The sequence below is a fragment of the Actinomadura luteofluorescens genome, assembly GCF_013409365.1.
Taxonomy (GTDB): Bacteria; Actinomycetota; Actinomycetes; order Streptosporangiales; family Streptosporangiaceae; genus Spirillospora; species Spirillospora luteofluorescens.
In genome coordinates this window covers 9,324,297-9,345,308 of the sequence record NZ_JACCBA010000001.1, presented here as the reverse complement: position 1 = coordinate 9,345,308, position 21,012 = coordinate 9,324,297, and the positions used below count along the sequence as shown (strand labels likewise).

General features: G+C 72.9%; 19 protein-coding genes and 1 riboswitch. Of the genes, 11 read left to right on the top strand and 8 right to left on the bottom strand.

Annotation, left to right across the window (positions count from 1 at the left end; genetic code table 11):
• Nucleotides 1–36: 36 nt before the first annotated feature.
• Nucleotides 37–150: riboswitch (TPP riboswitch) on the top strand.
• The gene (gene thiC, locus BJY14_RS42940; RefSeq protein ID WP_179848842.1) at nucleotides 146–1,900 is read left to right on the top strand and encodes a phosphomethylpyrimidine synthase ThiC; all 1,755 of its coding nucleotides are present in this window, start codon (nucleotides 146–148) and stop codon (nucleotides 1,898–1,900) included. It overlaps the preceding riboswitch by 5 nt.
• A gap of 8 nt (nucleotides 1,901–1,908) precedes the next feature.
• On the opposite strand, the gene BJY14_RS42935 is transcribed toward thiC, so the two are convergent.
• Nucleotides 1,909–3,096, bottom strand: coding sequence for an IS110 family RNA-guided transposase (locus BJY14_RS42935; RefSeq protein WP_179848841.1), 1,188 nt, complete (start codon nucleotides 3,094–3,096; stop codon nucleotides 1,909–1,911).
• A gap of 422 nt (nucleotides 3,097–3,518) precedes the next feature.
• On the opposite strand from BJY14_RS42935, the gene BJY14_RS42930 reads away from it, so the two are divergent.
• On the top strand, nucleotides 3,519–4,100 hold the full coding sequence (locus BJY14_RS42930; protein WP_312879744.1) for a TetR/AcrR family transcriptional regulator: 582 nt from the start codon (nucleotides 3,519–3,521) through the stop codon (nucleotides 4,098–4,100).
• 184 nt (nucleotides 4,101–4,284) lie between these two features.
• Here the strand turns inward: BJY14_RS42930 and BJY14_RS42925 are convergent, their stop codons facing one another.
• The 3 genes from BJY14_RS42925 to BJY14_RS42915 form a co-directional block, all read right to left on the bottom strand.
• A complete protein-coding gene (locus BJY14_RS42925; RefSeq protein ID WP_179848840.1) occupies nucleotides 4,285–5,121 on the bottom strand; it encodes a metallophosphoesterase family protein in 837 nt (278 codons plus the stop codon).
• Nucleotides 5,122–5,244: 123 nt separating this feature from the next.
• Complete coding sequence (locus tag BJY14_RS42920) at nucleotides 5,245–5,748, bottom strand: anthrone oxygenase family protein (protein WP_179848839.1); 504 nt, start codon at nucleotides 5,746–5,748, stop codon at nucleotides 5,245–5,247.
• Between the two features lie 18 nt (nucleotides 5,749–5,766).
• Complete coding sequence (locus tag BJY14_RS42915; RefSeq protein ID WP_179848838.1) at nucleotides 5,767–6,615, bottom strand: NAD(P)H-binding protein; 849 nt, start codon at nucleotides 6,613–6,615, stop codon at nucleotides 5,767–5,769.
• Between the two features lie 81 nt (nucleotides 6,616–6,696).
• On the opposite strand from BJY14_RS42915, the gene BJY14_RS42910 reads away from it, so the two are divergent.
• Nucleotides 6,697–7,638, top strand: coding sequence for an AraC family transcriptional regulator (locus BJY14_RS42910; RefSeq protein WP_179848837.1), 942 nt, complete (start codon nucleotides 6,697–6,699; stop codon nucleotides 7,636–7,638).
• Nucleotides 7,639–7,657: 19 nt separating this feature from the next.
• Here the strand turns inward: BJY14_RS42910 and BJY14_RS42905 are convergent, their stop codons facing one another.
• A complete protein-coding gene (locus BJY14_RS42905) occupies nucleotides 7,658–8,989 on the bottom strand; it encodes a hypothetical protein (RefSeq protein WP_179848836.1) in 1,332 nt (443 codons plus the stop codon).
• A 196-nt stretch (nucleotides 8,990–9,185) separates the two neighbouring features.
• Between BJY14_RS42905 and BJY14_RS42900 the strand changes: the two genes are divergently transcribed.
• From BJY14_RS42900 to BJY14_RS42875, 6 genes are all read left to right on the top strand, one after another.
• On the top strand, nucleotides 9,186–9,917 hold the full coding sequence (locus tag BJY14_RS42900) for a UTRA domain-containing protein (RefSeq protein ID WP_312879743.1): 732 nt from the start codon (nucleotides 9,186–9,188) through the stop codon (nucleotides 9,915–9,917).
• 101 nt (nucleotides 9,918–10,018) lie between these two features.
• A complete protein-coding gene (gene ulaA, locus BJY14_RS42895) occupies nucleotides 10,019–11,452 on the top strand; it encodes a PTS ascorbate transporter subunit IIC (RefSeq protein ID WP_179848835.1) in 1,434 nt (477 codons plus the stop codon).
• A 67-nt stretch (nucleotides 11,453–11,519) separates the two neighbouring features.
• On the top strand, nucleotides 11,520–11,822 hold the full coding sequence (locus BJY14_RS42890) for a PTS sugar transporter subunit IIB (protein ID WP_179848834.1): 303 nt from the start codon (nucleotides 11,520–11,522) through the stop codon (nucleotides 11,820–11,822).
• Complete coding sequence (locus BJY14_RS42885; RefSeq protein WP_179848833.1) at nucleotides 11,819–12,301, top strand: PTS sugar transporter subunit IIA; 483 nt, start codon at nucleotides 11,819–11,821, stop codon at nucleotides 12,299–12,301. The genes BJY14_RS42890 and BJY14_RS42885 overlap by 4 nt, the downstream gene beginning before the upstream one ends.
• Nucleotides 12,294–13,037 (top strand): sugar isomerase domain-containing protein, encoded by a 744-nt coding sequence (locus BJY14_RS42880; RefSeq protein WP_179848832.1) that lies wholly within the window; start codon nucleotides 12,294–12,296, stop codon nucleotides 13,035–13,037. Before BJY14_RS42885 ends, BJY14_RS42880 begins: the two co-directional genes overlap by 8 nt.
• A gap of 98 nt (nucleotides 13,038–13,135) precedes the next feature.
• Nucleotides 13,136–13,393, top strand: coding sequence for an EF-hand domain-containing protein (locus BJY14_RS42875; RefSeq protein WP_179848831.1), 258 nt, complete (start codon nucleotides 13,136–13,138; stop codon nucleotides 13,391–13,393).
• Between the two features lie 93 nt (nucleotides 13,394–13,486).
• On the opposite strand, the gene pgi is transcribed toward BJY14_RS42875, so the two are convergent.
• Nucleotides 13,487–15,115 (bottom strand): glucose-6-phosphate isomerase, encoded by a 1,629-nt coding sequence (gene pgi / locus BJY14_RS42870; protein ID WP_179848830.1) that lies wholly within the window; start codon nucleotides 15,113–15,115, stop codon nucleotides 13,487–13,489.
• Between the two features lie 457 nt (nucleotides 15,116–15,572).
• On the opposite strand from pgi, the gene BJY14_RS42865 reads away from it, so the two are divergent.
• Entirely contained in the window at nucleotides 15,573–16,592 is a 1,020-nt protein-coding gene (locus tag BJY14_RS42865) for a lactonase family protein (protein ID WP_179848829.1), read from the top strand.
• A gap of 83 nt (nucleotides 16,593–16,675) precedes the next feature.
• Nucleotides 16,676–18,055, top strand: coding sequence for an NADP-dependent succinic semialdehyde dehydrogenase (locus tag BJY14_RS42860; protein WP_179848828.1), 1,380 nt, complete (start codon nucleotides 16,676–16,678; stop codon nucleotides 18,053–18,055).
• Nucleotides 18,056–18,106: 51 nt separating this feature from the next.
• Here the strand turns inward: BJY14_RS42860 and BJY14_RS42855 are convergent, their stop codons facing one another.
• Nucleotides 18,107–19,507 (bottom strand): aldehyde dehydrogenase (NADP(+)), encoded by a 1,401-nt coding sequence (locus BJY14_RS42855; RefSeq protein WP_179848827.1) that lies wholly within the window; start codon nucleotides 19,505–19,507, stop codon nucleotides 18,107–18,109.
• On the bottom strand, nucleotides 19,504–21,003 hold the full coding sequence (locus BJY14_RS42850) for an amino acid permease (protein ID WP_246396326.1): 1,500 nt from the start codon (nucleotides 21,001–21,003) through the stop codon (nucleotides 19,504–19,506). Before BJY14_RS42850 ends, BJY14_RS42855 begins: the two co-directional genes overlap by 4 nt.
• Between the last annotated feature and the right edge of the window lie 9 nt (nucleotides 21,004–21,012).

The window sequence follows — 21,012 nt, the reverse complement described above, 5'->3', positions numbered from 1 at the left end:
GTTGCGGCAACCGGGGCGGCCCGGGTTAACGTCGTGGCGACAGATCGCGGGGGCCCGGCGAACCGGGCTGAGATAGCGGCTGGGACGGCCGCTGACCGCATGAACCTGACCGGGTAATGCCGGCGTAGGGAGAGATCGAGTCGTCATGACCGAACCTGTGGTTCCAGCTGCCCGCAAGACCTACCTCCAGGGCTCGCGCCCGGATGTCCGGGTCCCGATGCGGGAGGTGCCGCTGACCAGCGGCGACGTCGTCGTCCTGTACGACACGTCCGGGCCGTACACCGATCCTGGGAAGGAGACCGACGTACGCAGGGGCCTGCCGCCGCTGCGGGAGTCCTGGATCGCCGAGCGCGGCGACACCGCCCCCTACGAGGGGCGGGCGGCGCGCCCCGAGGACGACGGGCGCCGCTCGTCGCCCCCCGCGGGCGCGGGCGGCCTCCCCCTGGCCGACGGCGAGGACGCCCTGCCGAGGCGGCCGCGGCGCGCCACCGGCGGCGCGGTCACGCAGCGCGCCCACGCGCGGCGCGGGGAGATCACGCCGGAGATGGAGTTCGCCGCGCTGCGCGAGGGCGTGTCCCCGGAGTTCGTCCGGGACGAGCTGGCCGCCGGGCGCGCGGTGCTGCCCGCCAACGTCAACCATCCCGAGATCGAGCCGATGGTGATCGGGCGCAACTTCCTGGTGAAGGTCAACGCCAACATCGGCAACTCGGCCGTCGCGTCCTCGATCGAGGACGAGGTCGAGAAGATGACGTGGGCGACCCGCTGGGGCGCCGACACGATCATGGACCTGTCGACGGGCCGCGACATCCACACCACGCGCGAGTGGATCCTGCGCAACTCGCCCGTGCCGGTCGGGACCGTCCCGCTGTACCAGGCGGTCGAGAAGGTCGGCGGCGACCCGGCGGAGCTCACCTACGAGGTCTTCCGCGACACCGTGATCGAGCAGGCGGAGCAGGGCGTGGACTACATGACCGTCCACGCCGGGGTGCTGCTGTCCTACGTGCCGCTGACGGCGCGGCGCAAGACCGGGATCGTGTCGCGGGGCGGATCGATCATGGCGGCGTGGTGCCTGGCGCACCACGAGGAGAACTTCCTCTACACCCGCTTCGAGGAGCTGTGCGAGATCTTCGCCGCCTACGACGTGACCTGGTCGCTCGGGGACGGGCTGCGTCCCGGCTCCATCGCGGACGCCAACGACGAGGCCCAGTTCGCCGAGCTGCGCACCCAGGGCGAGCTGACGCGGATCGCCGCGCGGTTCGGCAACCAGGTGATGAACGAGGGGCCCGGACACGTCCCCATGCACAAGATCAAGGAGAACGTCGATCTGCAGCAGGAGTGGTGCGACGGGGCGCCGTTCTACACGCTCGGGCCGCTGACCACCGACATCGCGCCCGGCTACGACCACATCACCTCGGCGATCGGCGCCGCGATGATCGGCTGGCACGGCACCGCGATGCTCTGCTACGTCACCCCGAAGGAGCATCTCGGGCTGCCGGACCGCGAGGACGTCAAGGCCGGAGTGATCGCCTACAAGATCGCGGCGCACGCCGCCGACCTCGCCAAGGGCCATCCGGGCGCGCAGGCGTGGGACGACGCGCTGTCGGAGGCGCGGTTCGACTTCCGCTGGGAGGACCAGTTCAACCTGTCGCTCGACCCCGGCACGGCCCGGTCCTTCCATGACGCGACGCTCCCGGCGGCGCCGGCGAAGACGGCGCACTTCTGCTCGATGTGCGGGCCGCACTTCTGCTCCATGAAGATCACGCGGGACGTGCGGCGGTTCGCGGCCGAGCGCGGGCTCGACGACGAGGCGGGGCTCGCCGCCGGGATGCGGGAGAAGGCCGAGGAGTTCAGGGCCGCCGGCGGCCGCCTGCACCTGCCGGTCTCGCCCGCCGACTCTTAATCCGCTTGTCAAGCGGCGAGGGTGAGGGGAGGTGCGGGTTGGTAGGTGCGGTTGTCGCGCAGGAGTGCCCACAGGACGTTGACGCGGCGGCGGGCGAGGGCGAGGACTGCTTGGGTGTGGCGTTTGCCCTCAGCTCGTTTGCGGTCGTAAAAGCGTCGAGATTCAGGGCAGGACTGGATGCTGAGCAGCGCGGAGGTATAGAAGACGCGTTGCAGGGGCCTGCTGTATCTCTGAGGCCTGTGCAGGTTGCCGCTGATGCGTCCGGAGTCGCGGGGCAGCGGGGTGACGCCGGCGAGGCTGGCGAGCTGGTCGGCGGTGGCGAAGCGGCTCATCTTGCCGGTGGCCGCGATGAACTCGGCGCCGAGCAGCACCCCGATGCCGGGCATGCTGACGATCACCTTTGCGGACGGATGGCGGCGAAACCGGTCCTCGATGAGCTGGTCGAGTTCTTTGATCTGCTCGTTGAGGGTGGTCACCCCCCGGGCGAGCTGGGCGGCCAGCAGCGCGGCCGTCCGCTCGGCGGGCAGGGGGGTGTGCTGGGATCGTGCGGCGGCGATGGCCTTGCTCGCCAGAGCGGCGGCGTTACGGACCTTGCGGTCCTTCAACCAGATGGTGAGGCCGTCAACGCCGATCTCGCGCAGCGCTGCGGGGGTCTGGAAGCCGGTCAGCAGCACCAGTGGCCCCTTGGTGGTGAGGTCAAGGGCGCGCTGGAGGGCGGGGCAGATGGCCAGCAGCTGGTCATGCAGCCGGTTCACCGCCCGAGTCCGGTCGGCCGCCAGGTCTGTGCGGCGGGCGACCAGCATCCGCAGCTCGATGACCAGTTCGTCGTCGCCGTCCAGGACGGTCAGATCACGACGCATCCGGGCCTGGTCGGCGATGATCAGGGCGTCCTTGGCGTCGGTCTTGCCTGCGCCGCGGTAACCCTCGGCGGCCCGGTTGACCACGATGCCGGGCACGTAGACGACCTTGTGGCCGTGGTCGAGCAGCAGCGTCAGCAGCAGCAGCGACTCGCTGCTGTGCAGGTCGATCGCCCAGGTCATCTCCTCGGCCAGCTCCAGGACAGCGCTGATCGTCGCCAGCAGCGCGGTCTCGTCGTTGGCGACCCTGCGGGAGAACACCCGCTTGCCGTCACCGTCGACCACCGCCACGTGATGATGGTCTCGGCCGATGTCCACCCCGGCCCACACTCGCGTCAACTCAAGCCTCTCACCAGCAGGTTCTGTGTTCAGCCCACAGACGAGCTCGCCACCAGGTCCCTACTCAGCGATCGGTTCGCAGCTCTTAATCAGAGGTCGAGTCCGTCACGAAGGGGCGGGCGGCGAGTCGGCGGGAGCCATAACAACAGCAGACACCTGAAAGCCACACCCGCCCCTTCCGGGGCATCCGAACCCTATGAGCTCGGATGTCTCAACGGTAGGGACGCCTGACCGCGGGCCGGATCGCCCCGGATCCGCCCCAGGGCCCGCCGCGCATCGCGCGGCGGGCCCGTTCCGTCGGGGCGCATCCGGGCGCGGGACGCGGCACCGGCGCGGATAGGATTGAGGGACCGTTCCAAAAGCCGCGGATCCTCCCGATCGCCGCAGGCCCGTTCCACCCCCGGGAAGGATCGACGACCCTGGTGACCAGCGACGACACGCCGAAGGCGCGCCCGGTGCGGGCCGACGTGCGGCGCAACCGCGCGCGGCTGCTCGCCGCGGCGCGGGAGACCTTCCAGAGCCAGGGGGCGGGCGCCTCGCTGGAGGGCGTCGCGCGGCTCGCGGGCGTCGGCATCGGCACCCTCTACCGCCACTTCCCCACCCGCCAGGACCTCCTGGAGGCCCTGCTCGCCGACATCTACGCCGGGCTGGCCGCGTCCGCCCGCGAGCTGCTGGACTCCCCGTCCCCCGGCGAGGCCCTGCTGGCCTGGCTGCGGACGTTCGTCTCGGAGATCACCGCGTTCCCGGGCATGGCGGCCTCGGCGATGGTGTCGCTGCGCGACCCCCGCCTCGACCCGTCCGGCTCCCGCGCGGCGATGTCCGAGGCGGGCGAGGCGCTGCTCGCCCGCGCGCAGCGCGCCGGGGACGCGCCCGCCGGCGCGGCGTTCGGCGACGTGCTGCGCCTCGCGGGCGCGATCGCGACGGTCGCCGAGCGGGACCCGGACGCCGCCGCCCGGCTGCTGGCGCTCGCCGCCGCCGGGGTGGCGCCCGGCGCGGTCCGCTAGGCCGAGTTTCAACGTCCCGGCCCACTTCGCTCGCCTGGCGGCTCGCTACGTGACCGGGCCTGGGCGAACGCGGCATCGCTTCGCGATCTGCCCGGCTCCGCTCGCCTCCGGCCTCGCTCCACCGGCCAGGTCACGCATTCGCGAGCGTGGGCGAGACCACTTCGAGACAGCCCCTAGCGCCGGGTCAGTCCGTCTCGGGGACGGGCAGGACGCGGCGGGGGCCGCGCGGCGCGTCGGCTCGCCGGCGCCACTCGCGCGGATAGCCGACCGACACCTCGATGTGGGGGACGCCGCCGGTCCAGATCGTCCGGGGAATGTGCAGGTGCCCGTACACGACGGACACCGCCCCGAACCGGGTGTGCCAGTCGGCGGTGCGCTCGGTGCCGCACCACTGGGCGAACTCGGGGTACCAGAGGACGCGGGTGGGTTCGCGGACGAGCGGCCAGTGGTTGACGAGCACGGTCCGCGTCCCCGGTTCCAGAGCGGACAGCCGCCGCTCGGTATAGGCGATCCTGGCGTCGCACCAGGCGTCCCGTCCGGGATACGGGTCCGGGTGCAGGTAGACCTCGTCGGTGCACACGACGCCGGCCTCGTGTGCCGCGTTGAGGGCCTCTTCCTTGCTGGACGTCCCGTCCGGCCGGAACGTGTAGTCGTACAGGATGAACAGCGGCGCCACCGTGACGGCGCCGTCCGGGCCGTCCCAGACGGGATACGGGTCCTCGGGGGTCAGCACGCCCAGGCCGCGGCACATCTCGACGAGCCGGCGGTAGCGCGCCTCACCGCGCAACTGCACGGGGTCGCCCTTGACGGTCCACAACTCGTGGTTGCCGGGCACCCACAGCACCGTGGCGAAGCGTTCGGCGAGCGTGCCCAGCGTCCACTCGACCTCCGCGAAGCGCTCGGCGACGTCGCCCGCGACGATCAGCCAGTCGTCCCCGGACGAGGGCCGCAGGCCCTCGACGAAGGCGCGGTTCTCCGGAAACCCCACGTGCAGGTCGCTGATCGCGTAGACGCCGCCCATCCAGCGATCGTAAGCCCCGGACCCCCGCGCGGGCCGCGCCGCCGCAGGCATCCGCGCCCCCACCCTCACTTCCATGCGGGGTGGGGGCGCGGCGCGGGCCGAGGACCTCGTCGGCGGAGAGGCTCAGTTGTTCTTGCCCCAGACGTAGACGGCCAGGCTCATGGTGAGGAGGCTGGCCCAGCTGAACACCGCCCGGACGGTGTTCCAGGCCGTCCAGCGGCCGGAGTAGTCCGACCAGATCCGCGCCGCCTCGGTCACGTCCTTCGGGATCGTGACGCCGTCCAGGTCGTTGTTCATCGGGATGTTCACCGCGAAGCTCGGGAGGAGCGCGCCCACGAAGTACAGGCCGGCCGCGGCGAAGAAGAGCAGGGCCGCCGACTTCTGGTCCATGGTGAGCAGCAGCACCCCCGCGGCCGCCGCCAGCACGGGGACCAGGAGGAACATCGCGACGAAGAGCGGGTTCTGGATCCGCTGGTTGATGCCCTGCATGGCGTCGATCGCCGACGCGGGCCGCGCCGCGTTCAGCCCGGGCATCACGCCGGTGGAGAACCCGAAGAACGTCCCGGCCATCCCGGCCGCCATGATGAGGGAGAGGGTCGCCGAGACGCCCGCGAGAGAGAATTTCATGATGTCCGGTCCTCAGGGTCAGGGGTTCCAGATGCCGCTTGCGGCGGCGTCGCGCGCGTACTCGGAGAAGTCGCGCGGCGGGCGGCCGAGGGCCCGCTCGACGCCGTCGGCGGGCCGCGCGTTGCGGCCGTCGAGCACGGTCGTGAACAGGTAGGTCAGCAGGGCGATGACGTCCTCGGGCACGCCGTGCTCCCGGAGGGCCGCCGCGTGCTCGTCCGCGCCGACGGGCACGAAGGCGATCTCGCGTCCGGCGGCGCGGCCGATCTCGGCGACCGCCTCGGCGAACGTGAGCGCCCTCGGGCCGGTCACCTCGTACACCTCGCCGGCGTGCCCGTCCCGGGTGAGCGCCTCGACCGCCACGTCGGCGATGTCGTCGGCGTCCACGAACGGCTCGGGCACCTCGCCCGCCGGGAGGACGATCTCGCCGGCCCGCACGGGGTCGAGCAGGTAGTCCTCGCTGAAGTTCTGCGCGAACCAGCTCGCCCGCACGACCGTCCAGGCCAGGCCCGACGCCTCGACGATCAGCTCGCAGTCCCGCGCCTCGGGCTCGCCTCGCCCCGACAGCAGGACCACGCGGCGCACGCCCGCGTCCGCCGCCGCGCCCGTGAACGCGCGGATCGCGTCGGGGGCGCCTGGCACGGCCAGGTCCGGGTAGTAGGAGAGGTAGACGTTCTCGACGTTCCGCAGAACGGGCGCCCAGGTGGACTCGTCCTCCCAGTCGAAGGGCGGCGAGGCCGCCCGCGAGCCCATCCGGACCGGGACGTCCATGGCCTCCAGCCGCTCGACGACGCGGCGGCCGGTCTTGCCGGTCCCGCCGAGGACGAGGGTGAGGCCGCTTTCGATGGTGTCGTTCGCGCTGTTCGTCATGCCCTTGAGTCAACAGCCGGGCGGTTTCGGCCACCATCGTTGAGAAGCTCGCCCGCATACGCGAGCGTCTACGCTGGCCCCATGGACGCCCTGGCCGAACTCCTCGACGGTCCGCGCGCACGGGGAGCGTTCATGCTGCGCTCGACCCTCGCGCCGCCCTGGTCGCTCCGGATCCAGGACGAGGCGCCGCTGACCCTGCTCTCCATGGTCAGGGACGAGGCCTGGCTGGTCCCTGACGAGGGCGAGCCGCGTCGTGTCGGCCCCGGCGACATGGTCGTCTTCCGCGGGCCCGAGCCCTACACGGTCAGCGACGACCCCGCGACCCCGCCGCAGATCGTCATCCATCCGGGCCAGCGCTGCACCACCCCGGACGGCACGAGCCTGACGGAGGCCATGGACCTCGGCGTCCGCGCCTGGGGCAACGACCCGGACGGGCCGGCCGTCATGCTGATCGGCACCTACCAGATGCGCGGCGCCGTCACGCAGCGGCTGCTGGCCGCGCTGCCCCCGATGGCGGTCGTCCGCGGCGACACCTGGCGGTCGCCGCTCGTCGCCGTCCTCCAGGAGGAGATCGGCAAGGACGAGCCCGGCCAGGACGTCGTCCTCGACCGGCTGCTCGACCTGCTGCTGATCGCGACGCTGCGCGCCTGGTTCTCCCGCCCGGACGCCGCCGCGCCCGGCTGGTACCGCGCCCACGGCGACCCGGTCGTCGGCCCCGCGCTGCGGCTCCTGCACGACGACCTGGCGCACCCCTGGACGGTCGCGGACCTGGCCGCCGGGGTCGGGGTGTCGCGCGCGGCGCTCGCGCAGCGGTTCGCCAAGCTGGTCGGCGAGCCGCCCATGGCCTACCTCACCGGCGTCCGCCTCGCGCAGGCCGCCGACCTGCTGCGCGAGACGGACGCGACGCTGGAGGCCGTGGCCCGCAGGGTCGGCTACGGCAACGCCTTCGCGCTGAGCACGGCCTTCAAGCGCGAGCGGGGCGTCAGCCCGCAGGAGTACCGCGCCGGCGCGGCGACCGCCTGACCCGGCGGCGTCCGGTCCGCTAGCGCGGAACGTACAGGCGGATGTCGTCCACCTGCGCCGATCCCTCGTAGAAGTTCATGTGCGGGTCACCGATCATGAACCTGTCCGGGTAGGCGGATCCGGCGGGCCAGGTGTCGCGGTCGACGAGGGTGCCGCCCGGGCCCGTCCAGGTCCAGTCCGCGTTGAACCGGCCGTCGTACTCGCCGGGCTTCTGGTTGTAGTGCCAGATCGGCTCGCCGTCCTGGACGAACGAGCGCGTGTAGCGGAGGGTCGCCTTGCCCACGTGCGCGAAGACCCCGGACATCTCCATCGTGTAGGCGCCGCCGCGCCGCTCCACCGCGAACGTGTACGGCTCCTTCGGCAGCAGCTCGGGCTTGAGGTCGACGGTCGAGACGATGGCGCCGCCCTTGCGCAGCCCGCACTCGCTCTCCATCAGGTACTCGGTGCCGGGCATCGTCGGGTAGCGGCGGTCGTCGGTCATGAAGATCGCGTTGACGCCGTTGCCGGTCCCGGCGGAGTACGGCTCGTACTGCCCGGTCGCCGGGTTGCAGTACAGCAGGCCCTTGCCGGTGTACTTGTACCGGTTGTAGCCGTCCATGGCGACCTTGCGATGGCCGTGGACGAAGACGTTGTTGTGCGGCGCGACCTGCCGGTAGTCCATGATCGACATGTAGTAGAAGCCGTTGGAGTCGGTCCGGACGTCGGCCCACTCGCACTCGGGCCGGGTGTAGTCGCCGCCCGAGGCCCAGGGGAAGTTGGTCTTGCAGCCCTCCGGCGAGTAGCCGTTGATCCGGCCGTCCGGGTAGTCCCACGACCCGTTCCTCTGGCCGCCGAAGTCCAGGCCGCGCAGCGTCATCTCCACCCGGTACTCGGCGGGCAGGTCGCGGGTCGAGCGGATGACGACGCCCGCCTGGTGGCCGGGCTCGTCCAGCCGGGCCACGCCCTTGCGGGAGGTGAGCGTGGGCGGCGCGTCCGGCCGGCCGTCGCCGTCGGCGTCGCGGGCGGCCAGCTCGGCGGTGAGCCAGCCGCGCTGCCCGAACGCGAACGACTTGCGGTAGGTCTTCATCTTCGCGAGCTGCTGCCGGAACGCCGGGCCGCCCATGGTGTCGAAGTAGGCGCCGTCGTTGTCGTAGACGTCGACGTTGTAGGGACTGGACGGACCATCTCCGTCCGGCTTCCAGGGAGCCTTCGCGTCGTCGATGTGCCGGTCGAACGGCTCGGAGGCGACCAGCCTCCAGCCGTCCCGGGCTCCCGGCCGGCCCGTCTCCGCCTGGGCCGGCGCCGCGCTGAGCGCCGCCGGCATGAGCATCGGCAGGGCGAGCGCCACGGCGCCGCGCACGAGCTTCCTCATCTGGCCGCCTTCCTCCGCCGCGGCGAGCGCGGCGTTGACACGGTCGGGATCGGCACCGTCTGCCGATCTTCCGAGACGGTAGTTCGGGCCCTCCGGCCATGACCACGGCAAACATCGCCAAAGTGGTATTGACCAGTCGCCATAATGGGACATACCGTGTGCGACGACAGGAATCGCGTCAAAGGAGGTGACAGGCGTGCCATCCGCCGGTGAGGCCCGGGCCGCGAGCACGAAACGGCAGGCGGTGCGCCGCGAGCTGCTCGCGATGCTGGACGGCCTGGACGTCGGGGACGCGCTGCCGTCCGAACGCCGGCTGGCCGAGGAGCTGGGCGTCTCCCGGCCGACTCTGCGCCAGGCCATCGACGGGCTCGTGGCCGACGGCCTGCTCGACCGGCGGCACGGCAGCGGGACCTACGTGGCGCAACCCCGGATCGCCGTGTCGCTGACCATGACCTCCTTCACCGAGGACATGATCAGGCGCGGGATGAAGCCGGGCGGCAGGGTCCTGTCGTTCCGCACCGAGACCGCGGGGGCGCGGATCGGCCGCCGGCTCGCCCTGTCGCCCGTCGAAGAGGTATTTACCATTCGGCGGCTCCGGATGGCCGACGAGGCGCCCATGGCCATCGAGACCCTCTACCTTCCGCGGGCGCTGCTGCCGGGCCTGCGGCGGAGCGACCTGGAAGGGCGGTCGTTCTACGACCTGCTCCGGGGCAACGGCGTCGAGATCGCCTCGGGCACCGAGACCATCGAGCCGACCGTCACCACCGCCGAGGAGGCCGCCGAGCTCGGCGTCCCGGTGCACATGCCGGCGTTCCTGTTCGAGCGGATCACCAGGGACGCGGGCGGGCGGCCGCTGGAGTACGTCCGGTCCCTCTACCGCGGCGACCGGTACCGGCTGGAACTGGACCTGCGACCACCGAACCACTGACCGCGCGCCCGGGCGCCGCGCCCCGGGCCCACGATCGTCCGTCCGCGCTGACGGGGGCGACAGCGCACCACCCATCCCCCGAGATGTGAGGCGAGTTCACCATGGACGTCATCAAGGACATCCTCACCTTCCTGGCCGACAACGTGTTCGGCCAGGTGCCCATCCTCATCGGGCTCATCACGCTGGCGGGCCTGCTCCTGCAGCGCAAGCGGTTCGAGGACGTCTTCGCCGGGGCGCTGCGCGCCACGATCGGCGTGGTCATCCTGTTCATCGGCATCGAGGTCTTCACCGGCGGGCTGACGAGCTTCCAGACCGTGCTCGCCAGCGCGATGGGGACCACGCCGCCGAAGGCCGACAACACCCTCGCCGACTTCCTCGCCGACCAGGGCGGGACGATCGCACTGGTGATCACGGTCGCGTTCCTCGCGCACGTGCTGGTCGTGCGGCTGTTCCCGGCGGCCCGGTACCTGTACCTGACCGGCCACCTGATGTTCTGGATCAGCACGGTCACGGTCGCCTCGCTGGTGACGATCGCGCCCGGCGCCGACCAGCTCACGCTCGTGCTCTGCGGGGCCGGGTTCGTCGCCGCGTACTGGACGCTGCAGCCGCTGTGGATGCGGCCGCTGATGCGGCGCGTCATGCCGGACGACCGGTTCGGGTTCGCGCACACCAGCTCGCTGGCCTGCCTGATCACCGGCTACGCGGCCCGCCCGCTCGGCAGCCGCGACAAGCACGACACCGAGAAGCTGAAGCTGCCGCGCCAGCTGTCGTTCTTCAAGGACGTCAACGTCAGCACCGCGCTGATCATCACCGTGATCATGCTGGTCGGGGTCGCGTTCGCCGACCACGGCGTCGTGACCAAGGCCGCGGCCGAGATGGACGACAAGCTGTCGCCGTGGGTGTGGGCGATCCTGGTGGGCCTGCGCTTCGCGGGCGGCATCGCGATCCTGCTGTTCGGCGTCCGGATGTTCCTCGGCGAGATCGTCCCGGCGTTCAAGGGGTTCAGCGACCGCGTCATCCCGGGCACGCGCCCCGCGCTGGACGCGCCCACCGTGTTCCCCGTCGCGCCGACCGCCGTCATGGTCGGGTTCGTCTCGTCGACCCTGGTGTTCCTGGTCTGCCTCGGCGTGTTCGCCGGCGCCGGGTGGTTCACCCTCGCCCCGCCCATGATCATGCTGTTCTTCGTGGGCGGCGCGGCGGCGCTGTTCGGCAACGTCGTGGCGGGCTGGCGCGGCGCCGTCCTCGGCGGCGTCGTCACCGGGCTGATCCTGGCCGTCGGGCAGGCCGTCACGTGGGGACTGTACGAGCGGACCGCGCCCGAGCTGGCGACGCTCGCCGACCCCGACTGGTACGCGATCGGCTGGCTGCTGAAGGCCGCGGACCCGGTCGTCGGCGGCAACTCGATCTGGCTCGTCCCCGCGGTCGCGGTCGGCGCGATGATCACTACCCTGCTGCTGCTCGGCCGCGCCGAGAAGCGCCGGGCGGAGGCGGACGAGGAGGCGGCGCCCGAGAGCGCGGCGCCCGCGGAGGCCTGACGGACGGCGGGGGCCCGGGCGGACGCCCGCCCGGGCCCGACCGCCCCAACGAGGAGAGAGGGACGACATGGCACTGGACCGGCAACTGGAGATCCTCGCGGTCTGCGGCGTCGGCATGGGCTCCAGCCTGATGCTCAAGATGACCGCCGAGGACGCGCTGCGCTCGCTCGGCGTGGACGCCCGGGTGGAGAACACCGACGTGTCCACGGCGCGCGGGATGTCGCCCGACGTGGTGATCGGCCAGGGCATGCACACCGGCGAGATCGCCGACCTGGCGCCCGTGGTGATCACCATCAGCGACTTCCTGGACAAGGAGGGCCTGGAGGCCCAGCTCAGGGAGCGCCTCACCGAGCAGGGCTGGCTCGCGTGACGGCCCCCTCGGAGGGGGCGGCCACCGGGTCCGCCGCGCCGGGCCCGGTGGTCGCCGCGACCGACGGGGCGACCGCTGCCGACTGGCGGGAGGCCGTCCGGCGGGCGGCCCGCGCGCTGGTCGACGCGGGCGCGGCGGGCGAGGGCTACCCCGAGGCGTGCGTCCGGGTCGTGGAGGAGAACGGCCCGTACATCGTGCTCACCAAGGGGCTCGCCCTCGTCCACGCCCGCCCCGAGGAGGGCGGCCTGGCCGTCGGCGTCGGCGTGACCCGGCTGGCCGCGCCCGTCGAGTTCGGTCATCCTGACAACGACCCGGTCGACCTGCTGCTGGCGTTCTGCACGCCCGACCCCGACGCGCACGTCGGCACCCTGTCCGGGCTGGCGCGCGCACTGTCCGGCGGGCTCGCCGACCGGCTGCGCGCCGCGTCCGGCGAGGACGACCTGGCCAGCATCCTGAAGGAGGCTCTGCCGAATGCCTGACGCGGCGTCCACGGGGTTCCCCGCCAGGGTGCGGGCCCTGCTCGACGACCTCGACGCGGCCTCGGGCGGGGCGGCCGGCGACGCCGCCGCCCTGCTGCTCGACGCGATCGAGGCCGGCGGGATCGTGCACGTCGCCGGCGCCGGGCATTCCCTGGCGATGGTGTGCGAGACGTTCTACCGGGCCGGCGGGCTCGCCGCCGTCCGCCCGATCTGGGACCCCGCCGTGTTCCCGCTCGACCACGCGCTGCGCAGCACCCGCGCCGAGCGGCGGGACGGGGTGGGGCGCGCCGTGGTCGAGAAGGCGGCCCCCGCCCCGCCCGACGTGGCGGTGGTGTTCTCCACCAGCGGCCGCAACCCCTATCCCGTGGAGGTCGCGCGGGAGTGCGCGGCGCGGGGCGTGCCCGTCGTCGCGGTGACGTCGGCGCGGGCGTCGCGGGGCGCGGCGGCGCGGGCCGACACGACCCTCGCCGACCACGCGGCCATCGTGCTCGACACGTGCGTCCCGCCCGGGGACGTGCTGCATCCGGCGGGCGCGCCGCGCACCGCGGCGGTCTCGACCGTCCTCGCCGCGTACGCGTGGGCGCGGGTGCTCGCCGACCTCGACGACCTCGCGGCGGCGCGCGGCGTGGAGCCGCCGCGCTGGACGAGCGCGAACGTCCCCGGCGGCGACGAGGTGAACGCCTCGCTGCTGGAGCGCTACCGCCACCGCGTCCCCGAGCTGACGGGCGGGGACTGACGCGGAACCACGGGTCCTCCCGCGGCGTTTCTCATATGGCCGGGCCAAGCCGCTATGACATGATGCGGGGCTGAATTCGGACCGGAACGAGGAGCGAGATGACGACGAGACCGACCGGGGACGACCTGCTTGCCGTGTTCACGCGCGCGGACCTCGGCGGCGACCAGAAGCTCGACCTGATGGAGTTCACGCTCGCGCTGGAGGAGCTGGGACTGTCCTGGACGCGGGCCGAGACGCAGGACAGGTTCGAGAAAGCGGACAGCAACCTCGACGGGTACATCTCCCACGGCGAGTTCCGCGCCGTCCTGGAGTCCCAGGGCTGGGTCGAGGGGCCGCTGCCCGGCGCGCGCGCCTGACGGCGAAGCGAGGAAGAGAAGAGAAGGGCCCGCCGGACGACCGGCGGGCCCTTCGGCACGTCCCGGGCCTGTGCGTCCCAGGCCCGGGGGACGTCAGACGCTGCGGCCGCGCAGCTCGCGGTACCTGCGCACGAGCGCGCCGGTGGACGGGTCGGGCGCCTCGGACGGCGGCTCCGGCGAGGTGAGCGCCGGAGCGAGGTCCATCGCCATGACCTTGCCGAGCTCGACGCCCCACTGGTCGAAGGAGTCGATGCCCCAGATCGTCCCCTCGACGAAGACGATGTGCTCGTAGAGCGCGACGAGGGAGCCGAGGGTCTTCGGGGTGAGCTTCGGCGCGAGGAGCGTGCTGCTCGGCCGGTTGCCCGGCATGACCTTGTGCGGCACGACCGCCGCGGGCGTGCCGTCGGCGGCGATCTCCTCGGCGGTCTTGCCGAACGCGAGCGCCGAGCTCTGCGCGAGCATGTTCGCGGTGAGCAGGTCGTGCATCCCCTCGCGGTCCTCGAACGGCTCGGCGAAGCCGATGAAGTCCGCGGGCACGAGCCGGGTGCCCTGGTGCAGCAGCTGGTAGAAGGCGTGCTGGCCGTTCGTGCCGGGCTCGCCCCAGAAGATCGCGCCTGTCTGCGCGATGACCGGCGCGCCGTCGGCCCGCACCGACTTGCCGTTGGACTCCATCGTGAGCTGCTGGAGGTAGGCGGGGAACCGCGACAGCCGCTGGCTGTAGGGCAGGACGGCCCGGGTCTGCGCGCCGAAGAAGTCGGTGTACCAGACGCCGAGCAGCCCCATCAGCACCGGCATGTTCGCCTCGAACGGCGCGCTCCGGAAGTGCTCGTCGACCTCCCGGAACCCGGCGAGCATCTCGCGGAACGCCTCGCCGCCGATCGCGATCATCAGCGACAGGCCGATGGCGCCGTCGAAGGAGTAGCGCCCGCCCACCCAGTCCCAGAAACCGAACATGTTGGCGGTGTCGATGCCGAACTCGGCGACCCGCTCGGCGTTGGTCGACACGGCGACGAAGTGGCGGGCGACGGCGTCGTCGCCGAGCCGCTCGGTCAGCCACCGCCGCGCGACCTTGGCGTTGGTGAGGGTCTCCAGCGTCCCGAACGTCTTGGAGCTGACGACGAACAGCGTCTGCTCGGGGTCGAGCCCGGCGAGCTTGCCGAGGATGTCGGCCGGGTCGATGTTCGACACGAACCGGCAGGACACGCCCGCGTCGGCGAAGTCGTGCAGCGCCTCGTAGGCCATGGCGGGACCGAGGTCGGAACCGCCGATGCCGATGTTGACGACGGTCGTGATGCGCTTGCCGGTGGACCCCGTCCACTCCCCCGACCGGACGCGGCCGGCGAAGCCGGCCATCTTGTCCAGGACGGCGTGCACGTCGGCCGCGACGTCCTGCCCGTCCACGGTCAGGGCCTCGCCGGGAGGCAGCCGCAACGCGGTGTGGAGGACGGCGCGGTCCTCGCTCACGTTGATGTGCTCCCCGCCGAACATCGCCTCGATCCTGGCGCGCAGCCCGGCGCGCTCGGCGAGCGCGGCGAGCAGCGTCAGGGTCTCGCCGGTGACGCGGTGCTTGGAGTAGTCCAAGTAGAGGTCGCCCGCGGTCACGGTCATCCGGTCGGCGCGGTCCGGGTCCTCCGCGAACAGCTCGCGCAGGTGCCGCCCGGCGATCGCCGCGTGGTGCTCGGCGAGCGCGGTCCATTCGGGCGACTCGGTGATATCAGCCATTGCCTCTCTCATCTCCTCGTGGGGGCGAGGGCGTACCCCCACGGGCGGGCGCCGAACGTCCCCCGGGCGCCACGCCGCTCCCCACCGGCGATCATAGGTTCGACCGCGCGAGAACGTATCAGGACCGTCCCCGCACGCGCAGCGATCCGCCCCACCCGGCGCCGCCGACCATGCTCGGGACCAGGCCGTGTGTCAAAGTCCCGGCCCACTTCGCTCGCCTTGCGGCTGTGTTTCAACAGTCCCGGCCCACTTCGCTCGCCTGGCGGCTCGCTACGTGACCGAGCCTGGGCGAACGCGGCATCGCTTCGCGATCTGCCCGGCTCCGCTCGCCTCCGGCTTCGCTCCACCGGCCAGGTCACGCGTTCGCGCGCGTGGGCGAGGCCACATCGAGACGGGTCCTCTAGGCTCGCGCTCGGCCGCCGTGGGGCGGATGTAGGCGTTGCGAGAGGAGTCCCGGGTGAGCGAGCGGACGTTCTGGGTGGGCACGTACACCGGCGCGGCGGGCGGCGGCGCCGGGATCTACCGGGTCGCGCGGCGGGCCGACGGGACGCTGCGGGCGGCCGGGCTCGCGACGGAGGCGGTGTGCCCCTCCTACCTGGCCGTCCATCCCACGCGAGACGTCCTGTACGCGGTCCGGGAGGAGGACCGAGGCGGGGTCGTGGCCTACGAGGCGGCCGGCGGGCGGCTGAAGGAGGTCGGGGCGCGGGAGGCGGGGGCGCTGCCCTGCCATCTGTCCGTCTCGCCGGACGGTGCGCGCCTCCTCGTCGCCGACTACGGGTCCGGGACGGTCCGGGCCTACCCGCTGGGTCCCGGCGGCGACCTCGCCGGGGATGCGGACGTGGTGGACGGGCACGGCGGCGGGCCGAGGGCCGACCGCCAGGAGGGCCCACACGCCCACATGGCCGTCCACGCCCCGGACGGGACGGTCCTGACCACCGACCTGGGAGCGGACCTCGTGCGGTCCTTCCGGATCGAGGGCGGCGCCCTGCGGCTCGCCGGGGAGACGGCCCTTCCGGCCGGGTGCGGGCCGCGGCACCTGGTCGTCCATCCGAGCGGGCACGTGCACGTGCTGGCGGAGCTGGCCGCGTCCGTCCTCGTCCTGAGGCCGGCCGGCGGGTACGCGGGCCTGGAGGTCGTGGCCGAGTCGCCGGCGACGGCCGGCCCGGCGGGCGACGCGGCCCAGGGCGCGGCGATCAGGCTCGGCGACGGCGGCCGGTTCGTCTACACCTCCATGCGCGGCACGGACGTGGTGACGGCCCACCGGGTGCTGGACGGCGGCGCGGCGCTGGCGCCGGTCGCGGACGTCCCCTCCGGCGGGCACTGGCCGCGCGACCTGCACGTGGACGGCGAGTGGATGCACGTGGCGAACGAGCGGAGCGACGCGATCGCGACCTTCCGGATCGGGCCGGACGGCGTCCCGGCGCCGGCCGGGCCGCCCCTGGAGATCCCCTCGCCGGTGTGCGTGATCCCCGGCTGACCACCGCTCCGGGCAGCGTTTCCTGCGGGCCGCCTCGGGCACGTCCCGGGTGAACGAGCCCGACACCCAGGGAGCATCCGGACATGACGACGATCGCCACGACCAACCCCGCCACGGGTGAGGTCGAGAAGACCTTCGACGCGCTGACCGACGAGGAGGTCGACCGGCGCATCGCGCGGGCCGCGGAAACCTTCGCCTCCTACCGCACGGTCCCCCTGGAGCGGCGGGCGGAGTGGATGAACGCCGCGGCGGACGTCCTGGACCGGGAGGCCGGCCAGATCGGCGCCATGCTGACCACCGAGATGGGCAAGACGCTCAAGGCGGCCGTGGCGGAGGCGCACAAGTGCGCGAAGGCGTGCCGGTACTACGCCGAGCACGCGGCGGAGTTCCTGGCGGACCGGCGCCCCGCCGACCCGGCGGACGTGAACGCGCGGGACGCCTACGTCCGCTACCAGCCGCTCGGGCCCGTGCTGGCGGTCATGCCGTGGAACTTCCCGCTGTGGCAGGTGATCCGCTTCGCGGCGCCGGGCCTGATGGCGGGGAACGTGGGGCTGCTGAAGCACTCCTCGAACGTCCCGCAGACCGCGCTGTTCCTGGAGGACCTGTTCCGCCGCGCCGGGTTCCCCGAGGGCGCGTTCCAGACGCTCCTGATCGGCTCGGCGAAGGTCGAGCGGGTGCTGCGCGACCCGCGGGTCAAGGCCGCGACGCTCACCGGCAGCGAGCCCGCGGGGCGGTCCGTCGCCGCCATCGCCGGGGACGAGATCAAGCCGACCGTGCTGGAGCTGGGCGGCAGCGACCCGTTCGTGGTGATGCCGTCCGCCGACCTCGAGGCCGCCGCGCGCACGGCGGCGGAGTCCCGGTGCCTCAACAACGGGCAGAGCTGCATCTCGGCGAAGCGGTTCATCGTCGACACCGGCTGCGCCGAGGAGTTCGAGCGGCTGTTCGTCGAGCGGATGCGGGAGAAGAGGGTCGGCGACCCGATGGACGAGGCCACCGACGTCGGCCCCCTCGTCAACGAGCAGGGCCGCGCCGAGACCGAGGAGCTCGTGGCCGACGCGGTCGGCAAGGGCGCGAGCGTGCTGTGCGGCGGCGAGCGCCCGGACGGGCCCGGCTGGTACTACCCGCCGACGGTGGTCTCCGGGGTGACGCCCGAGATGCGGATGTACCACGAGGAGGTCTTCGCGCCGGTCGCGACGCTGCTGCGCGTGCGCGGGGTGTCGGAGGCCGTCGAGGTCGCGAACGCGACGGGCTTCGGGCTCGGCTCCAACGCCTGGACGCGCGACGACGGCGAGCGGGAGCGGTTCGTGCGGGAGCTGGACGCCGGGCAGGTCTTCATCAACGGGATGACGACGTCCTTCCCCGAGCTGCCGTTCGGCGGGGTGAAGCGCTCCGGGTACGGGCGCGAGCTGTCGGCGGACGGCATGCGCGCGTTCTGCAACGCCAAGACCGTCTGGGTGGGCTGACCGCCCGCCCCGCGCCCTCGGTCCGCCGCGCGCGGCGGACCGAGGACGGGCTCAGCGGACGGCCTGCGGGACCTTCCACGGGTTGTCGTCGCGGAGCGGCGGCGGGAGCAGGTCCTGCGGCCAGCCCTGGTAGGCGACGGGACGCAGGAACCGCTCCATCGCGGCCGTGCCGACCGAGGTGGTGGAGGGCGCCGTCGTGGCCGGGTACGGCCCGCCGTGCTGCATCGCGTGCGTGACGGACACGCCGGTGGGCCACTGGTTCCACAGCACGCGGCCGCTGCGGCCGGCGAGCACGGCGGCGAGCGCCGCGAGGTCTCCGGTCTCCTCCGGTTCGGCGTGCAGCGAGGCGGTGAGCTGGCCGGGAAGCGCCGCCACGACGCCGGTGAGGTCGGCGAGGCGCTCGTAGGTGACGACGAGGCCGAGGGGGCCGAAGCACTCCTCCGACGCGGCGTCGATGTCGGCCTTGAACGCCGCGAGGTCCATGGCGAGCAGGCGCGGAGTCAGCGCGTCCCCCTCGTCCGGCCAGACGAGGCGCCGCACGCCGGGCCTGGCGCCCAGCGTGCCCGCCGCGTCCAGGTACCCGGAGCTGATCCGGTCGTTGAGCATCGGCGCGCCGGCGATCTCGCCGAGCCGCGCCGCGATGCCGTCCAGCAGACCGGCCGGCGCGAACAGCAGGCCGGGGTTCGTGCAGAACTGGCCGGCTCCCAGCGTGAGGGACGCCGCGTACTCCCCGGCGATCTCCTCGGCGCGGGCCGCCGCCGCGCCGGGCGTCACCACGGACGGGTTCACGCTGCCCATCTCGCCGTAGAACGGGATGGGGACGGGCCGCTCCGCCGCGATCCTCGCGAGGGCGAGGCCGCCCCGCTGGGATCCGGTGAACGCGGCGGCGGCCACGCCGGGATGCCGCAGCGCCTCGACTCCGGCGTCCTCGCCCTCGATCAGGGCGAACACGCCGTCCGGGAGCCCGGCGCCCGCGATCACCTCGGCCGTCCGGCGCGACAGCCGGGGGTGGCCGGGGTGCGCCTTGACCACGACGGGGCACCCCGCCGCCCACGCCGACGCGGTGTCGCCGCCGGCGACGCTGAAGGCGAACGGGAAGTTGCTCGCCGCGAACACCAGCACCGGGCCGACGGCCGTCCGGTGGCGGCGCAGGTCCGGGCGCGGGCCGGTCGGCCAGTCCGGGTCGGGCCGGTCGATGCGGGCGTCGTGGAAGGCGCCCTCCAGGACCTGCTCGGCGAACAGCCTCAGCTGGAACGCGGTGCGGGTCAGCTCGCCGTTCAGGCGCGCCTCGCCGAGGCGGCTCTCCTCGTCGGCGAGGGCGACCAGTTCACCGCGGGCGGCCTCCAGCGCGTCCGCGACCGCCGTCAGGTGGGCGGCGCGTTCGGCCGGCGGGGAGGCGGCCCAGCCTGGCGCGGCGGCGACCGCCGCGGAGACGGCCTGGTCCGGTGTCATGAGGTGCTCCCTTCGTCCTCGGTGTTCGGGGCGGTGCGGGCGGACCGCGGCGCCCGGTTCTCCACCGAGTTGCGGTACCCGTACAGCGCGTAGACGACCAGGCCGATCACCATCCACACCGCGAACCGGACCCAGGTGATCCAGTCGAGGTTGGCGATCAGCCAGATCGAGAAGGCGATGCCGACGAGCGGCACCACCGGCACCCAGGGGGTGCGGAACGAGCGCGGCAGGTCGGGGCGGGTGCGGCGCATCACCATGACGGCAATCGCGACGACGATGAACGCCATCAGGATGCCGATGTTGGTGAGGTCGGCCGCCTCCTTGATGGGCAGCAGGCCCGCGATGACCGCCGAGCCGATCCCGACGAGCCAGATGACGCGGGTCGGCACCTGCCGCCGCGGGTGGTTGCGGGCGAAGTAGGCGGGCAGCAGGCCGTCCCGGCTCATCGAGAACCAGACGCGCGTGACCGCCAGCATGTTCGCGAGCGCGGAGGTGGTGATGCCGACGACGGCGCCGACCGCGACGATCGTGCCGAGGCCGGTCAGGCCGACCGAGGCGAGCGCGCTGGAGAACGGGCTCTTGACGTCGATCTGCCGGTAGTCCTGCATGCCGAGCAGGACGATGCAGACCAGCAGGTAGATGACCGCGGCGATGGCCAGCGAGATGACGATCGCCTTCGGGAGCACCTTCTTGGCCTCGGCGCTCTCCTCCGCGGCCGCGCTCATGGCGTCGTAGCCGTACACGGCGAAGAAGGTGGTGGCGGCCCCGGCGACGGCCCCGCCGATGCCGAACGGCAGGAACGGGCTGAAGTTGCCGGCGGAGACGTGGAACGCTCCCGCGACGATGACCAGCGCGACGATGGCGAGCTTGACCACGACGAGGATCGTCTCGAACCGCGCGGACTCCTTCGTCCCGCGCGACAGCACGAACGCCAGCAGCAGGCACAGCAGCGCCGCGAAGAGGTCGACCTTGTGGCCGGCGCCGGTGCCGGGCGCGCCGAGCGCCCAGTCCGGGATGTCCAGGCCGATCTGGTCGAGAATGTAGGACAGGTAGCCGGAGATGGCGATCGCGACGACGGCGACGATCGCGGTGTACTCCAGCAGCAGGTCCCATCCGATCGCCCACCCGATCGCCTCGCCGAGCGCGGCGTAGGAGTAGGTGTAGGCGGAGCCGGCCTTCGGGATGGTGCCGGCGAACTCGGCGTAGCAGAGCGCGGCGGCGGCGCTGGCGATGATGGCGATCAGGAAGGAGATCATCACGCCGGGCCCGGCGTCGTCGTGGGCGACGACGCCGGCGAGCGAGAACACGCCCGCGCCGACGAGCCCGCCGAGGCTGAGCGCGACGAGCTGCCACAGCCCCATGGTGCGGCGGAGGCCGCCCGGGGTCTCCTCCTCCGAGGAGTCGACGGGTTTCAGGCGGAAGACGCCGGCCCGGGTGAACAGCGCGGACCCGGCCGGGCCCCGCGGTGGTCGTGTTTTCGGCATGGCTTGGGACATGGAGGTCCC

Bases quoted from the DNA above. Each gene is read 5' to 3' on its own strand.
- pgi (WP_179848830.1), bottom strand. From the start codon at position 15,115: ATGGCTGATATCACCGAGTCGCCCGAATGGACCGCGCTCGCCGAGCAC.
- BJY14_RS42860 (WP_179848828.1), top strand. From the start codon at position 16,676: ATGACGACGATCGCCACGACCAACCCCGCCACGGGTGAGGTCGAGAAG.
- BJY14_RS42855 (WP_179848827.1), bottom strand. From the start codon at position 19,507: ATGACACCGGACCAGGCCGTCTCCGCGGCGGTCGCCGCCGCGCCAGGC.
- BJY14_RS42850 (WP_246396326.1), bottom strand. From the start codon at position 21,003: ATGTCCCAAGCCATGCCGAAAACACGACCACCGCGGGGCCCGGCCGGG.
- BJY14_RS42915 (WP_179848838.1), bottom strand. From the start codon at position 6,615: ATGACGAACAGCGCGAACGACACCATCGAAAGCGGCCTCACCCTCGTC.
- BJY14_RS42875 (WP_179848831.1), top strand. From the start codon at position 13,136: ATGACGACGAGACCGACCGGGGACGACCTGCTTGCCGTGTTCACGCGC.
- BJY14_RS42890 (WP_179848834.1), top strand. From the start codon at position 11,520: ATGGCACTGGACCGGCAACTGGAGATCCTCGCGGTCTGCGGCGTCGGC.
- BJY14_RS42905 (WP_179848836.1), bottom strand. From the start codon at position 8,989: ATGAGGAAGCTCGTGCGCGGCGCCGTGGCGCTCGCCCTGCCGATGCTC.
- BJY14_RS42925 (WP_179848840.1), bottom strand. From the start codon at position 5,121: ATGGGCGGCGTCTACGCGATCAGCGACCTGCACGTGGGGTTTCCGGAG.
- thiC (WP_179848842.1), top strand. From the start codon at position 146: ATGACCGAACCTGTGGTTCCAGCTGCCCGCAAGACCTACCTCCAGGGC.
- ulaA (WP_179848835.1), top strand. From the start codon at position 10,019: ATGGACGTCATCAAGGACATCCTCACCTTCCTGGCCGACAACGTGTTC.
- BJY14_RS42920 (WP_179848839.1), bottom strand. From the start codon at position 5,748: ATGAAATTCTCTCTCGCGGGCGTCTCGGCGACCCTCTCCCTCATCATG.
- BJY14_RS42910 (WP_179848837.1), top strand. From the start codon at position 6,697: ATGGACGCCCTGGCCGAACTCCTCGACGGTCCGCGCGCACGGGGAGCG.
- BJY14_RS42880 (WP_179848832.1), top strand. From the start codon at position 12,294: ATGCCTGACGCGGCGTCCACGGGGTTCCCCGCCAGGGTGCGGGCCCTG.